At 59.1% G+C, this 13,971-nt stretch carries 15 protein-coding genes; 5 read left to right on the top strand and 10 right to left on the bottom strand.

Translation table 11 applies throughout. The annotated features are described in order from the left end of the window. From G560_RS0107680 to G560_RS0107695, 4 genes are all read right to left on the bottom strand, one after another. A partial coding sequence (locus G560_RS0107680; protein WP_022703735.1) for an IS3 family transposase occupies nucleotides 1-258 on the bottom strand: 258 nt, incomplete at its 3' end. A 540-nt stretch (nucleotides 259-798) separates the two neighbouring features. Continuing rightward, nucleotides 799-1,383 carry an HNH endonuclease gene (locus G560_RS0107685; RefSeq protein ID WP_022703736.1) on the bottom strand — a complete coding sequence of 195 codons (585 nt, stop codon included), beginning with the start codon at nucleotides 1,381-1,383 and terminating at the stop codon, nucleotides 799-801. Between the two features lie 185 nt (nucleotides 1,384-1,568). Beyond that, a complete protein-coding gene (locus G560_RS0107690; RefSeq protein WP_022703737.1) occupies nucleotides 1,569-2,228 on the bottom strand; it encodes an alpha/beta hydrolase in 660 nt (219 codons plus the stop codon). Further along, nucleotides 2,225-2,854, bottom strand: a complete 630-nt coding sequence (locus G560_RS0107695; protein ID WP_022703738.1) for a DNA-3-methyladenine glycosylase family protein — start codon at nucleotides 2,852-2,854, stop codon at nucleotides 2,225-2,227. Before G560_RS0107695 ends, G560_RS0107690 begins: the two co-directional genes overlap by 4 nt. Before the next feature lie 128 nt (nucleotides 2,855-2,982). On the opposite strand from G560_RS0107695, the gene G560_RS0107700 reads away from it, so the two are divergent. Beyond that, a complete protein-coding gene (locus G560_RS0107700) occupies nucleotides 2,983-4,209 on the top strand; it encodes an MFS transporter (RefSeq protein WP_022703739.1) in 1,227 nt (408 codons plus the stop codon). Between the two features lie 229 nt (nucleotides 4,210-4,438). Then, on the top strand, nucleotides 4,439-5,122 hold the full coding sequence (aqpZ, locus tag G560_RS0107710; protein WP_022703741.1) for an aquaporin Z: 684 nt from the start codon (nucleotides 4,439-4,441) through the stop codon (nucleotides 5,120-5,122). 69 nt (nucleotides 5,123-5,191) lie between these two features. On the opposite strand, the gene G560_RS0107715 is transcribed toward aqpZ, so the two are convergent. Continuing rightward, a complete protein-coding gene (locus G560_RS0107715) occupies nucleotides 5,192-5,647 on the bottom strand; it encodes a MarR family winged helix-turn-helix transcriptional regulator (RefSeq protein ID WP_022703742.1) in 456 nt (151 codons plus the stop codon). 71 nt (nucleotides 5,648-5,718) lie between these two features. Between G560_RS0107715 and G560_RS0107720 the strand changes: the two genes are divergently transcribed. Further along, nucleotides 5,719-6,294: a hypothetical protein gene (locus G560_RS0107720; protein WP_022703743.1), complete on the top strand. Its 576-nt coding sequence runs from the start codon at nucleotides 5,719-5,721 to the stop codon at nucleotides 6,292-6,294. Nucleotides 6,295-6,352: 58 nt separating this feature from the next. On the opposite strand, the gene G560_RS0107725 is transcribed toward G560_RS0107720, so the two are convergent. The 5 genes from G560_RS0107725 to cysS form a co-directional block, all read right to left on the bottom strand. Then, nucleotides 6,353-7,591 (bottom strand): lytic murein transglycosylase, encoded by a 1,239-nt coding sequence (locus G560_RS0107725; protein ID WP_028913856.1) that lies wholly within the window; start codon nucleotides 7,589-7,591, stop codon nucleotides 6,353-6,355. 82 nt (nucleotides 7,592-7,673) lie between these two features. After that, complete coding sequence (locus tag G560_RS0107730; RefSeq protein ID WP_022703745.1) at nucleotides 7,674-8,429, bottom strand: squalene/phytoene synthase family protein; 756 nt, start codon at nucleotides 8,427-8,429, stop codon at nucleotides 7,674-7,676. Next, a complete protein-coding gene (locus tag G560_RS0107735) occupies nucleotides 8,426-8,785 on the bottom strand; it encodes a hypothetical protein (protein WP_155947193.1) in 360 nt (119 codons plus the stop codon). Before G560_RS0107735 ends, G560_RS0107730 begins: the two co-directional genes overlap by 4 nt. 53 nt (nucleotides 8,786-8,838) lie before the next feature. Next, nucleotides 8,839-10,452 carry a citramalate synthase gene (gene cimA / locus G560_RS0107740; RefSeq protein ID WP_022703747.1) on the bottom strand — a complete coding sequence of 538 codons (1,614 nt, stop codon included), beginning with the start codon at nucleotides 10,450-10,452 and terminating at the stop codon, nucleotides 8,839-8,841. Nucleotides 10,453-10,564: 112 nt separating this feature from the next. Further along, nucleotides 10,565-11,956: a cysteine--tRNA ligase gene (gene cysS, locus G560_RS0107745; RefSeq protein WP_022703748.1), complete on the bottom strand. Its 1,392-nt coding sequence runs from the start codon at nucleotides 11,954-11,956 to the stop codon at nucleotides 10,565-10,567. A gap of 247 nt (nucleotides 11,957-12,203) precedes the next feature. On the opposite strand from cysS, the gene G560_RS0107750 reads away from it, so the two are divergent. Then, on the top strand, nucleotides 12,204-13,079 hold the full coding sequence (locus tag G560_RS0107750; RefSeq protein ID WP_022703749.1) for a TPM domain-containing protein: 876 nt from the start codon (nucleotides 12,204-12,206) through the stop codon (nucleotides 13,077-13,079). Nucleotides 13,080-13,139: 60 nt separating this feature from the next. Further along, nucleotides 13,140-13,892, top strand: a complete 753-nt coding sequence (locus tag G560_RS0107755; RefSeq protein ID WP_022703750.1) for an SDR family NAD(P)-dependent oxidoreductase — start codon at nucleotides 13,140-13,142, stop codon at nucleotides 13,890-13,892. Nucleotides 13,893-13,971 lie beyond the last annotated feature (79 nt).

Consider the following 13,971-nt stretch of genomic DNA (forward strand, 5'->3'; position numbering starts at 1 on the left):
GTATGCGGTCGCCTTTTTTAGGATGTCCCGTTCCTCCGTGACCCGCAGCAGATCACGCTTCAACCGCCGGATCTCATCAGCTTGCGCATCGACCTCTTGGATCACCTTTGCGGGCCGCGAAAACAGCTTTTGCCATGTGTAGATCGACTTGGTGCTGACGCCCAATCGTTCGGCCACCTCGCGCACAGGGTAGCCGCGATCCTCGACCTGCGCGACAGCATCGCGCTTGAACTCGTCTGTGAATTTAGCTCCGGACATATCGTTCTCCTTGCTTCCAAAATTACCAAGCAAGGCGTCTACAAATCTAGGGGCTATTCACAGAGGCGACCTTGGATTTGGTGAATACGGTGACGCTAGGCGTTTTATCCCGCCCACCGTATGAATTGCCAAAGATACTTGCTATCCTTGCAGAGACGGCCCCCGAACTCACGGCAGACCACCACTATTTGCGACTGATTGATTTGGTTGAACGAAGCTAAGCAGGATGACCCCGCGACGGAGCTCGAGATCCAACTTTCAAAGTATAAAGAGAAACTTATTCGATATTGGCAGTGTCACCAGAAGCCGACACTGGCGCACCACTCAATACGGACCAGTGACTCGTTCGCATATCAGACCTTTGCGCAAACAGCAGCAAAGGTCGGCTCCCTGCCCTGACCAGATCCTTGCTTCACGAGGGGTCACTCAGATTCATCCCATAAACCACGCCCGGTTAATCCGATGCATCATTTTTGACATGAGAACCACCGTTTTGGTGCCTATTATGGTATCCTCTACACCAGAAATAGGTAGCAACCGTTACGCGTCCAGCTCGGCATCCCAATACAGAAAATCCAACCAGCTTTCGTGCAGATAGTTCGGCGGAAAGCGGCGGCCGTGGGCCAGCATTTCCTCGGGCCTTGGCTGGCGGGGTTTACGGTTCAACTGCAAACCGCATTCCCGCAGGCTGCGCGACCCTTTTCGCAAATTGCACGGGCTGCACGCGGCCACGACGTTTTCCCAGCTTGTCACCCCGCCCCGCGCGCGCGGCACGACATGATCAAAGGTCAAATCCCCTTTGGCGCTGCAATATTGGCAACAAAATTCGTCCCGCAAGAAAAGATTAAAGCGCGTGAAGGCCACGCGCTTTTGGGGTTGGATAAAGTCTTTCAGCACGACAACCGACGGGATCCGTATCTCATCCCTCTGGCTTCGAACACTCTGGTCGTATTCGGCAACAATGGTCACGCGGTCCAAATAGGCCGCCTTTATCGCATCTTGCCAAGACCATAGCGACAGCGGGTAATAGGACAGCGGGCGATAATCCGCATTCAGCACCAGCGCCGGAAACTGCCGCAAGGCCTGCGGTTCGCGCACAAAGTTTGTTCTGAAATCGCCATCCATCGTCTGTGATCAATCCCCTGCGTCCGTCCCGAATAGGGGCGTCGTGGGGCGAGAGGCCCCGCCCCTTAAGGAATACTATATATCGCGGTTGCAATCTGACAAGCCCCCTCATCTACACTTGGTTTGCAGATTTATGGGCTTGCCAAAATCTTGGGCATTTAAAGCGGCAGCTTTAGGGCACAGGCCTATTTTGGCAAACGGTCCGCCAAAAAGGACAGCGCCACAGACAAACCGTCCGGCGCAATCCCATGCCCCCCGCCTTTCATCACATGGCCATAGGTTTCAAACCCTGCCGCGACCAGCGCATTGCCGGCAAGCCCCATATCCTCAAACGGAACCACCGCATCCTGGTCGCCGTGCACCAGCAGAACGGGCGGCTTTGCAACCGCCTCGTGCAGCAGTTCGGGGGCCAGCAACCGCCCCGAAATCGCCACCACACCCGCAATCGCAGGGCTACGGCGCGGGGCTATATGCAGACTCATCATCGCCCCTTGGGAAAAGCCGACCAGCGCCAGTGCGTCGGGGGTCAGCCCCTCTTCGGCCAGTTTTTCATCCAAAAAACCGTTCAGATCGTCGGCGGCGGCCAAAAGCCCCTCACGCGCGGCCTGTTCGGACGATCCGTCCAGCCACGGGATAGGGAACCATTGCCGCCCCATCGGCGCGCCATTGCAAGGTTCGGGCGCATCTGGGGAATAAAACACCGTGTTCGGTAAATGCGGGGCCAAAGGGTCGGCAAGCCCCAGCAAATCCGCGCCATCGGCACCGTAACCATGCACAAAGACAACCATGCTGCGGGCAGCCCCTTTGGCAACACCCTTGCGGGCGGAGGTAAGTTTACGTGTCATCTGATCCCTTCTTTCGCGGTCGAAACCCTGTAATACGCCCATAAAATCCGTGCAGCAACCGACCGCCACGGCGCCCAAGCCTCGGCAATCCGGCGCATTTCCTTTTCTTTTGGCCGCTCTGGCAACGCAAACAACCGCCGCGCGGCCTCTTGCAAGGCAAGGTCGCCATGGGCAAACACATCGGCACGGCCAAGGCTGAACATGGCGTAAATCTCGGCGGTCCAAGTACCAATGCCCGAAACGGCGGTCAGCATGGCAATGACCTGCGCATCGGGCATGGCTGGCAAGGCGGCATAGTCGATCTGCGCCGCCGCAAGCGCATGGGCATAGCGGATTTTCTGGCGCGACAAGCCGCAGGCGCGCAAATCCTCTTCGGTTGCGGCCAAAACCGCGCCCTCTTCGGTCAGGCCAGCGCTTTCCAGCCTTGCCCAGATGGCGCGGGCCGATTGGGTGCTGACTTGTTGCCCGATAATCGCATCGAACAGGGCTGCAAACCCACCGGGGCGCAGGCGCAGCGGCAAAGGGCCGGTCTGGGCCAAGGCCATGCCAAAACGCGGATCGGCCTGCGCCAACCACGCGGCCCCTTCGGCCACACATGCATCCCCTGTGATAATCCGCCCGACCATCTGGCTCCCCTTTTGACGCAGGCTAACGGGGCACGAGGGGCGTTAAAACCCCCAAATAACGCACTGGTCATTGTAGCCGTGACAATTTCACACTTGCCCGAATAGCCCCTGCGGGAATACTCAAAGATATGACCCAAACAGACACCCTCCCCGCCTCGCCCGAGTCCCGCCGCAATGTGTGGGTGCTTGTTGCCGCCCAAGCCATTTTGGGCGCGCAGATGCCGATGATATTCACCATCGCAGGGCTCGCGGGGCAAACCTTGGCGTCAAATGCTTGCTGGGCCACGCTGTCAATCTCAATCATGGTGGTGGGATCGATGCTGTCGGCCACGCCCTTGTCGTCGATCATGCAGAAATATGGCCGCCGCGTTGGGTTCTTGATCGGAACGGCGGCAGGCGCGCTGGGGGCGGCAATCGGCGCGTATGGTCTGTATTCCGCGTCTTTCCCGATTTTCTTGCTGGGTGCGATCTTTTCGGGCACCTATATGTCGGCCCAAGGGTTCTACCGTTTCGCCGCCGCCGATACCGCGTCCGAAGCGTTTCGGCCAAAGGCGATTTCATGGGTGATGGCGGGGGGGCTGCTGTCAGCCATCATCGGGCCGCAGCTGGTCAAGGTCACGGCACAGGCTTTTGTGGTGCCGTTTATGGGCACCTATCTGGCCGTGATCGTGCTGAACATCCTGGGGTCGTTTCTGTTCTTGGGCCTGAACATCCCCAAGCCACCCAAGCCGAAAATCGGCGATGCGTTGGGGCGGACACGCTGGGAAATGATCCGCACCCCCCGCATCGCGGTGGCCGTAATTTGCGCGACGGTTTCCTATGCCTTGATGAACCTTGTAATGACCTCATCGCCGCTGGCTGTGGTGGGCTGCGGGTTTGAAACGTCGAATGCGGCGGATGTGGTCACGGCCCATGTTTTGGCGATGTATGTGCCGTCGTTTTTCACAGGTCATTTGATTGCCCGTTTCGGCGTGGAAAAGATCATCGCTTTGGGGCTGGTTATTCTGGCCGCTGCGGGGGCTGTGGCCTTGACGGGGTTTGAGTTGGAGAACTTCTTTGCCGCCCTTATTTTGCTTGGGATCGGCTGGAATTTCGGGTTCATCGGGGCCACGACAATGCTGGCGGGGGCCCATGCCCCGCATGAACGGGGGCGGATGCAGGGCTTGAATGACCTGCTGGTTTTCGGGGGCGTCACGATGGCCTCGCTGTCTTCGGGTGGCTTGATGAATTGCTCGGGCGGGTCGGTTGAGGAAGGCTGGGCGGCGGTGAATATCGCCATGCTGCCTTTCCTTGTTTTGGCAGGCGGGGCGCTGATTTGGTTGGCGATGCAGCCCAAAGAAAGCCAGATGCAATGAGGGGCAAAGGCAAAGATGTTCGCGCGCGGACATCTTTGCAACCATCTGATAATAAACAGTATTCCTATTTTTGTTAACCTGATTTTAACGCGGACGCCCCGCAGTTTGCACCGCGACGCCCACACACCAGCCCTGCGCGACGATCTGACGCAAGGCAAAGGTTTTTCCCCTTTTTCCGGCCCATATTTTTTTGCACATCTGACCTACATCTTAACGAGTAGGTTTTAAAATGAACAAACAAGTCGCGGAATTTATTGGCACCTTTACCTTGGTGCTGTTTGGCTGTGGATCGGCCGTGATCGCCGGTGGCGACATCGGCCTGACGGGGATCAGCTTTGCCTTTGGTTTGGCACTGATCGGGATGGCCTATGCCATTGGTCCGGTTTCGGGCTGTCACATCAACCCAGCCGTATCTCTGGGCGCGGTGGCCGCGGGCCGCATGACGATGGCCGAGGCTATCAAATACATTATCGCACAGGTTGCAGGCGCGATTGCGGCGGCACTGGTTTTGCTGCTGATCATGTCGGGCAAAGCCGACTATTCGGTGGCAACCAACGGTTTGGGCCAGAACGGCTGGGGCACAGGATACTTGGGCGAATACAACATGGTTTCGGCCTTTGTGTTTGAACTGGTTGCCAGCTTTTTGTTCATGGTTGTGATCCTTGGCTCCACAGGCAAAGGCACACCGGCTGCAATGGCGGGCCTTGCGATTGGTCTGGCGCTGGTGGTGATCCACTTGGTCGGTATCAATGTCACGGGTGTTTCGGTTAACCCTGCACGGTCCATCGGCCCAGCCTTGTTTGCGGGCGGTACAGCGATTGGTCAGCTATGGCTGTTTATCGTGGCGCCGATTCTTGGCACCGTGGCGGCTGGTTTGCTGTTCAAGACAGGTATGCTTGACTCCAAAGCCTGAGACGGACCCCAAAACAATTGAAACGCCTGCCCCGTTTTGTGGCGGGCGTTTTTATGCGCGACGGGCCGACTATAGCCGATTGTGATCAAGCCATTTGCCAAGCACTTCCAATTGTGCCGCAAAACCGTCAATATCGGTGCCATTCAAACTGTTGAACACAGTGGCAAGGTCAGGCCCGATGCCTTGGTATATTTGGCCCAGCAACCTGTCCGCTTCCGGCGTTGCGCGCACGACTTTCGACCTTTTGTCACTGGGATGGGCGCTAAGGTGTACCAGCCCCATGTTTTGGAACTTGGCGATGGTTTTCGTAACTGCCGGTTGCTCTACCTCCACCGCTGCTGCGATCTGTGAAATGCTATGGCCGCCGCTGATACGTTGGCGCGTTATATGATGCAAAATGCTGAACTGCCCCTGGGTCAGGCCATGCGGGGCCAGCAGCACGCCCATCCGCGCATTAAACAGCTTGCTGACAATGGACAGCCATATTGACAGGTTGGCAATCGTCTGGCCGTTAAGCTGTGGCATCAAAAAAGATCCTTGATTTTCATTCCCCAGAATATATATACATTCCAAGGAATGCAATTAAGGAATGAGTTATGTCAATAAACCCACTGAAAAGACTGCTGAACCTGCCGATATTGGCACATATTACCTTGGCCATCGGGTCGTTTGTCTGGTTTCAATGGGCAAAGGGCAAGTTGGACGCCAGTTATGCGGCCTCAATGCATCCGGTCGACTATATGACGGGGCAAACCAGCTTTAGCGGTGAAAAGATCAAAGGGTTCTATGCCACGATGGTGCAAGCCGGAACGCTGGATGTCTATGTCACCACCCAGCTGATTGATTTTGGCTTTATCCTTGGATTTGTCGGCATCGGGCTGTTTGTCTGTACCTTGATCGCGCGGCTTAGCCAAGGGTCAAGCATCGGGCAAAAGCTGGGGCTATTTGCGGCTGCGTCATTTCTTTTGGGCGCGCTCTGCGATGCGATTGAAAACCTGTGGTCCTTTGTGATGCTGGCCAATCCTGCCACCTTTGCCGACTGGCTCGCCCTGCCCTATTCCGCCTTTGCAGTGCTGAAATTTGGCTTCATCACGCTGGGAATGGCGCTTGTGATTGCCAGCCTTGTCTGTGCGCTGCTGGGGCGGGTGTTGAAACGGCCCAATTTGGGGTGACTTTCTGGGCAGGCCTGTCGCAAATGTTGCAACCCGGCCTGCCCAAGGGGATCAAAACCTACCGGAGGATTGCGAGCAAATCGAGGCTGGGTTCGCCTGTAACGCTCATCCCCCGGCTTGCCTGATAGCTGGAAATGGCCGCGCGGGTTTTGGGGCCGATCACGCCGTCCGACCCTTCGGTATCAAAGCCCTTGGTGGTCAGAAGGCGCTGCATTTCTTGGCGGTCTGCGATGCGCATACCAGCCGCATCGGGTGGAAAGTTGCCACGGATCGCGGGGCGGCCAAGGATGCGGTCGGACAGGTGGCCCACCCCGATCACATAGCTTTCGGAATTATTATAGCGCGTGATGGCGGTAAAGTTGCGGAAGGTCATAAAGGCGGGGCCGCCCGTACCTTCGGGGATGATGATCGACGCCGCCCCGTGGTTTGGCACGGTGTTGCCATCCATATCGCGCACGCCCATTGCCGCCCAATCGGCAGGGCTGCGGCTGGATTTGCGGCCTGCAAGCCCTGCGTTGAACCCTGACGGAAGGCGCACTTCTACGCCCCACGGTTGGCCTTTGGTCCAGCCGGATTTGGCAAGGTAAGCGGCGGTGGAGGCCAGCGAATCCGATGGGTCATCAGACCAGATGTCACGCTTGCCATCGCCGGTGAAATCAACGGCAAAGAGTTGGTAAGAGGTCGGGATAAACTGCGTATGGCCCATCGCACCGGCCCAAGACCCTGTCATCCGGTCGGCGGTCACATCGCCATTTTGCAGGATTTTCAAGGCGGCAATCAGTTGTTTTTCAAAAAACGCCCCGCGCCGACCTTCATAGGCCAAGGTGGCCACAGCCGAGATCACAGGAATATCGCCGCGCCGTTCGCCAAAGAAACTTTCCAGCCCCCAGACAGCGGCCACCACATTGCCTTCAACCCCATAGCGGCGTTCGATCGCGTCGAGTGTGGCGCGTTGGCGCCCGTAGGCAGCGCGCCCTTTGGAGACGCGTTCATCAGAGGCGGCGATAGCAAGGTAATCTTGCAAGCTGCGTTTGAATTCGGTTTGGTTGCGGTCGCGTTCAATCACCTCGGGGATAAAGCCCACGTTGCGAAAGGCCGCGTTCATGGTGCTGTCGTTGATGCCTTTGGTGCGGGCGCGAAACCCTGCGACCCAAGCGTCAAACCCTGCGTTGGGTGCGGGGGTGTATTGGGTGGTGGTGCGGGCCGAAACCGCGCCCATGCGGCCGCCGCCACCGACACAGCCCGACAAAAACAGGGCCCCAAGGCCAATTAGGGTTGTTCGTTTGCTTACCTGCATTGTCACTGCTCCTCCTGCGCACCATGGGCATTCGCCCTTTGCGGCAAGGCTAGCCTATTTCGCGACGCTGGGAAAGGTGGCGCTAAATGCGATGGGTGAAAGCCTGCCACAAGAGCCGGCCACGGCGGGAAAATTCAGACAGCTGCAAGGTGCCGTCGCCCACGCGGGCAGGGTCCCGCGCGGCCATGGTCAGCAAGGCCTGCGCCTGCCACCCTGCCAGCATGGCGGGGCGCGCGGCGGGGTCAATCGGGCCTTTGCGCGCGGCGGCAAGGCGGGCAAGGCCGCGCGTGGCAAGGGCTGTGATACCGTCATCGCGCCCATCCAGCAGCGGGATACGGCCACGTTCCACCAGCGCAGACACCGCTTGCAAATAGGCCGCAAGCGCTGCGGCCCAGCCAAAATCGCGCAAGGCGGGTTCGGACGCGGCCCCTGCCCCCAGCGCCTTGGCCGACAGCCACATCAGCCCGCCACCCGTATCCATCAGGTAATCGTCAAAGGCGGTTTGATCGGCAAAGGCATCGGAATAAATATCCCAACGCCGCGCCTCCACCATGCGGTCCAACGTCTCCAGCGGTAGGTCATGGGCAGCCATCAGATCAGCCAGCGGCGCCATCACCTCATGCGCGCGCACGGTGCCGCGAGCGGCATCCTCGAGCGCGTCACGCCACCATTGCAGGCGCATTTCGGCGATCATCGGTTCCTTGGTCACCCAAGGCGCGCGGGCGATTTCAAGGTTAAAGGCGTAAAGCGTGGCAAGGGGCGCGCGGGCCGCAGGGGGCGCTGCCAGCAAGGCTGCGAAACGGGTGGGGTCGCCGCGCTGCAAGGATTGCAGGGTCATTCCGAAACAAGCTTGTTCAAAGCGGCGGTCAAAGGGGCTAGCCCCTCACCCCAGCAGTCCCATGCTTCAAGGCTTAGGCCCGTAGCAGTGGCAACTTGGACCTTTTCCACCACATCGTGCATGCAATCTGCGGGCGCAGTTTGAGGACGCTGGGCGGCAAAAAAACGGTCGGTGATGGCTTGAGCACGCAGGAACAGGCCGGGTTTGGCGGGCAGCCATTCCGCATTAGGGGACATGCCCGTTGTAGTGCCGTTGCCGATGGCAACGCGATCATCAGGGAAAATGGTGACATGTGCGTAATTCAACCCATCATGGCCATGCAACATGCGGATATAGGCCCCCTGAAGTGGGATCACAGGAGCGGGTGCTGTTTGACAGCCTGCCAAAAGCAGGACCAGACCTGCTGCCCTCATGCTGCGGCGTCGCGGATAAGTTTCCATGTCACGGCCTCCAAAAGTGCCTCGAAACTGGCATCAACGATGTTCGCGCTGACCCCAACGGTAGACCAACGACGGCCCTGTGCATCCTCGCTGTCGATGATAACCCGTGTCACGGCCTCGGTGCCGCCTTGGGTGATGCGGACCTTGAAATCGACCAGATGCATGTCGTCGATGCAATCCTGAAATGGCCCCAGATCCTTGGCCAGCGCCTTCCACAGCGCGTTGACGGGGCCACGGTCGGTGCCACTTTCATCCATCGACTCCGACACTGACAGCATCTTTTGGTCGCCGATTTTCACCACCACCACCGCCTCGGACAAGGTGATCATTTGGTCGCGCTTGTTCTTGCGGCGTTCCACCGTCACGCGGTAGCGTTTGACCTCAAAGAACTGCGGGCACAAGCCCAACGCACGGCGCGCCAACAGCTCAAAACTCGCCTGCGCCCCGTCATAGGCATAGCCCTGATCCTCGCGCAGCTTGATATCATCCAGAATGCCCGCAAGGCGCGGGTCGCGTGCATCAACCACAATCCCCGCCGCCGCCAAACGCGCCCGCAGGTTCGATTGCCCCGCTTGGTTTGACATCGGGATCACCCGCGCATTGCCCACCGTTTCAGGCGGAATATGCTCATATGTCGTGGGGTCTTTCAAAATGGCGCTGGCATGCAGCCCAGCCTTATGCGCGAACGCGGACGCGCCCACATACGGGCTGGCGCGGTTCGGCACGCGGTTCAAAATATCGTCCAGCATCCGGCTGGTCCGCAAAATCCCTGCCAAAGCGTCGGGCGTGACACCGGTTTCAAACCGGCTGGCATAGGGTTCTTTCAGAGCCAAGGTCGGGATCAGGGTGATCAGATTGGCATTGCCGCAGCGTTCACCAAGCCCGTTCAACGTGCCCTGAATTTGCCGCGCCCCCGCATCAACAGCGGCCAGCGAACAGGCCACAGCATTGCCCGTATCATCATGGCAATGAATCCCAATGTGATCGCCTGGAATGCCCGAGGCAATCACCTCGGCCGTGATCCGCCCCACATCGGCAGGCAAAGTGCCGCCGTTGGTGTCGCACAAAACGATCCAGCGCGCGCCCGCATCATAAGCCGCGCGCAGACACGACAACGCATAATCAGGATTGGCGCGGTAGCCGTCAAAGAAATGTTCGGCATCAAACAGCGCCTCACGCCCCTTGCCTACGATATGCTTGAAAGACGCGGCAATCGCCTCGCGGTTTTCCTCAAGGCTTACACCAAGGGCGGTGGTCACATGAAACTCATGCGTTTTGCCGACCAAACACACGGCGGGGGTATCGGCATCCAACACGGCAGCCAGAACATCGTCATTCTCGGCTGACCGCCCTACCCGCTTGGTCATCCCAAAAGCGGTCATCGTGGCGCGGGTGTGCGCGCGGTCGGCAAAAAACTCGGAATCCGTCGGGTTCGCGCCCGGCCAGCCGCCTTCGATGTAATCCATCCCCAAAGCATCTAGCGCATGGGCGATCTGCACCTTCTCAGCCGTGGAAAACTGCACGCCTTGGGTTTGCTGACCATCACGCAAGGTGGTGTCGAAAAGGGAGAGTCGTTCTTTCACAGCATCCCCCTCCGTCCACTTTCTGTTCGGTCAAAATATCCTCGGGGGTGTTGCTTTGCCGTGCAAAGCAACTTTGGGGGCAGACAGCCCCCAATGGCGGCGCCACAGCCCATCATTGAATGCCCTCCAACTTGGCTGCATCAAAGCCCGCACCCGGTGCCAAATCCACCCCGTCTTTGCCCATCCGCACCTCAACCCCGGCGCCCACAAGCGCCGCCTTCAGCTTATCAACGCCAGAAAAATCCTTCGACAGCTTGGCCGCAGCCCAAACCTCGGCCAACCGCGCGGCCAAACCGCTCAGATCAACGCCATCGGCCCAATCGCCCATTCCGTCCTCCAGCAATCCCATTAACCGCGCTGACGCAAGCAACCCAGCATAGTCCCCCTGCCCAGCCGCCTCATGCAACGCCGCCAAGGCCCCCGCGGTGTTCAGGTCATCCGACAAGGCGTCAACCACTGTGCCCAACGGGTTTGCGGCGGGCTCAATGCCTGCCGTAAACCCGCGCCACTTGCGCAAGGTGGCTTGTGCCTGCTCGGCTTTCTCGGCCGTCCAATCCATCGTCTTGCGATAGTGGGTTTGCAAGAACACAAAGCGGATCACCTCGCCCGGGATACCCTGATCCAGCAAATCGCGGACGGTAAAGAAGTTGCCTAAAGACTTGGACATTTTCTTGCCCTCAACCTGCAACATCTCATTGTGCAGCCAGACGTTCGCAAACCCCTCGGTCGGGTTGGCGCAGCAGCTTTGGGCCAGCTCATTTTCATGATGCGGAAAGGTCAAATCGGTGCCGCCGCCGTGAATGTCAAATGATGGCCCCAACAACGCCTGTGACATGGCCGAGCATTCGATATGCCAACCCGGCCGCCCACGTCCCCAAGGGCTGTCCCAACCGGGGGTCACGTCATCTGACGGTTTCCACAAAACGAAATCCATCGGGTCGCGCTTGTATGGTGCCACCTCCACCCGTGCACCGGCGATCATATCATCGACCGACCGGCCCGACAGCTTGCCATAATCGGGGAATGACCGCACATCAAACAGCACATGGCCTTGGGCCTCATAGGCGTGGCCCTTGGCGATCAGATCCTCGATCATCGCGATCATCTGGGTGATATATTCGGTCGCGCGGGGTTCATAGTCGGGGCGCAGGTTTCCTAGCGCGTCCATATCGGCGTGATACCAGGCAATCGTCTCCTCGGTCCGCTGGTGGATCAAATCCTCAAGACTTCCCGCCTCGCCCGCCTTTTGGCGGCGCAGGCCTTCTGCGTTGATCTTGTCATCCACATCCGTAAAATTGCGCACATAGGTGACGTGATCGGTGCTGTACTCATGGCGCAGCAAGCGAAACAGCACGTCAAACATGATGACATTGCGTGCATTGCCAATATGGGCACGGTCATAAACGGTGGGGCCGCACAGGTAAATCCGCACGTTTTGGGCGTCAATCGGGGTGAAAGCCTCTTTCGCCCGCGATTTGGAATTGTGCAGTTTGATCGTCGTCATCGTAATACCCTTCGTGCAGCAGCAATCTCAGCTTTCCCGCGCGGGCATATCAACTTCGTCTTTGATTGGAAACGAAAAGAAAACGAGGCCCGCGTGACGCTATGTCAGCAGGTAATGCAGCAAATGCAAATGAGGCCTGTGTTTTCCATGGGATTTGCATAGCACGCACAACCCGCCTTCGCCAAGTCCCTTGTGCGATGGACCTGCGCGGTGCATGTTTTGCGCCACTGGATAAGGGGATTTGGCGATGTTGAGAATTTTGTGCTTGATGCTTTTCTTGCCCGTGGCCGCGCTGGCGCAAAGCTTTCCGGCCCCCCTGTCGGATACCGTCAGCGACTATGCCGATCTGTTACCCCCCGAGGCCGAGGCGCGCGTGGCGCAGGCGTTGCAAGCCGCGCGCAATGAAACGGGTGTGCATATCGTGCTGGCGGTGATCGGGTCGCAGGCCGATTATGGCGGCACGGGGCGCTTTGCCGATTTTGCGACCGCCTGGTTCAACGCTTGGGGCATTGGCGACGCCACCCGCAATGACGGGATCTTGATTCTGGTCGCCAAAGAGGACCGTGAAATGCGGATCGCGCTGGGCCGTGCCTATGATGTGATGTGGGACGGGCGGGCACAGCGGGTGGTTGACACCGCCATGCTGCCTGCGTTTCGCAATGAAAATTACGCCAAAGGTTTAGAAGACGGCGCGATGCTGGCGATAGACCAACTGGCCCGCCCCTTTGCCGCCAAAGCGGTGGTGACCGAAGACAGCGGCTTTCCAGAAGAATCGCCCGTGCCCGCGGTCATGGAGGGTGTCATGGCGGTTTTGATGGGGCTTGGCGTGGTTTGGGCAGTGTTCCGGCGCCAATTCGGGGCAATGGTCCTGCGTTGGAAGCGGTGCCAAAATTGCGGTGCGCGGTCCTTGCGGATGGTGCACGAGGTGACACTGGAACCCGGGGAAACCACGCCAGGCGAGGCCGTGGACCACCGGCGCTGCGGCAGCTGTGGCAATGATGAGCCAACGGTGCGGATTTTACCGTCCAAGGCCGACGCGCGGGCGGCGCGGGCAAGCAGCAGCAGTAGCAGCGGCTTTGGCGGTGGCAGTTCGGGGGGCGGTGGGGCCTCGGGTAAGTGGTAAACGCTCGACAGCGGGGACCAGCATGGTTTAACTGAACGCATGTTCAGTTAGGAGGCAGCAATGCAGATCAAAGACAGTGCAGTTGTGGTAACAGGGGGTGCCTCGGGGCTTGGGGCCGCTGTGGCGCGCGACTTTCGGGCGCAAGGTGCCAAGGTGGTTTTGTTTGACCGCGACGTGACACGGGGCGAGGCCTTAGCGGTTGAAATCGGTGCGCAGTTTGTGGCGGTTGATGTGACGAATGAAGCCTCCGTTCAAGCAGGCGTTCTGGCCGCGCGGGCGGCGATGGGGCGGATTTCGGTTTTGGTCAATTGCGCAGGCATTGCCACGGGGGCGCGCATCGTGGGGCGCGACGGGCCGCATGATTTGGCGCTGTTTCAGCGCACCATTGATATCAATCTGGTCGGCAGTTTCAATTGCATGCGGTTGGCGGCGGCCGAGATGGCGGGGAATGACCCGGTGGAGGGCGAGCGGGGGGTGGTGATCAACACCGCCTCTATTGCGGCCTATGACGGGCAAAAGGGGCAAGCGGCCTATGCCGCGTCCAAGGCCGGGATTGCGGGGATGACCCTGCCCGCCGCGCGAGATTTGGCGGCGATTGGCGTGCGGGTCTGCGCGATTGCGCCGGGGGTGTTTTTGACACCGATGCTGGAAGGGTTGGGCGAAGAGGTACAAGCGGGGCTGGCCGCCGATGTGACCTTTCCCAAGCGCTTGGGCGACCCTGCAGAATTTGCCGCACTCGCCGCGTTTATCGTGGAATGCGGGTATTTGAACGGTGAGGTGATCCGGTTGGACGGGGCGCTACGGATGCGCTGAGGGCAGTTTTTACTGCTAAGCCCTTCTGGCATTTGAGCCAAGATGAAATGGGCGGGGACGTGTGGCCCCCACCCATTCA

It is taken from the genome of Pseudorhodobacter ferrugineus DSM 5888, assembly GCF_000420745.1.
In the GTDB taxonomy this organism is placed as follows: Bacteria; Pseudomonadota; Alphaproteobacteria; order Rhodobacterales; family Rhodobacteraceae; genus Pseudorhodobacter; species Pseudorhodobacter ferrugineus.

Bases quoted from the DNA above. Each gene is read 5' to 3' on its own strand.
- G560_RS0107725 (WP_028913856.1), bottom strand. From the start codon at position 7,591: ATGCAGGTAAGCAAACGAACAACCCTAATTGGCCTTGGGGCCCTGTTT.
- G560_RS0107690 (WP_022703737.1), bottom strand. From the start codon at position 2,228: ATGACACGTAAACTTACCTCCGCCCGCAAGGGTGTTGCCAAAGGGGCT.
- G560_RS0107700 (WP_022703739.1), top strand. From the start codon at position 2,983: ATGACCCAAACAGACACCCTCCCCGCCTCGCCCGAGTCCCGCCGCAAT.
- aqpZ (WP_022703741.1), top strand. From the start codon at position 4,439: ATGAACAAACAAGTCGCGGAATTTATTGGCACCTTTACCTTGGTGCTG.
- cysS (WP_022703748.1), bottom strand. From the start codon at position 11,956: ATGACGACGATCAAACTGCACAATTCCAAATCGCGGGCGAAAGAGGCT.
- G560_RS0107695 (WP_022703738.1), bottom strand. From the start codon at position 2,854: ATGGTCGGGCGGATTATCACAGGGGATGCATGTGTGGCCGAAGGGGCC.
- G560_RS0107685 (WP_022703736.1), bottom strand. From the start codon at position 1,383: ATGGATGGCGATTTCAGAACAAACTTTGTGCGCGAACCGCAGGCCTTG.
- G560_RS0107720 (WP_022703743.1), top strand. From the start codon at position 5,719: ATGTCAATAAACCCACTGAAAAGACTGCTGAACCTGCCGATATTGGCA.
- G560_RS0107730 (WP_022703745.1), bottom strand. From the start codon at position 8,429: ATGACCCTGCAATCCTTGCAGCGCGGCGACCCCACCCGTTTCGCAGCC.
- G560_RS0107755 (WP_022703750.1), top strand. From the start codon at position 13,140: ATGCAGATCAAAGACAGTGCAGTTGTGGTAACAGGGGGTGCCTCGGGG.
- G560_RS0107750 (WP_022703749.1), top strand. From the start codon at position 12,204: ATGTTGAGAATTTTGTGCTTGATGCTTTTCTTGCCCGTGGCCGCGCTG.
- G560_RS0107715 (WP_022703742.1), bottom strand. From the start codon at position 5,647: ATGCCACAGCTTAACGGCCAGACGATTGCCAACCTGTCAATATGGCTG.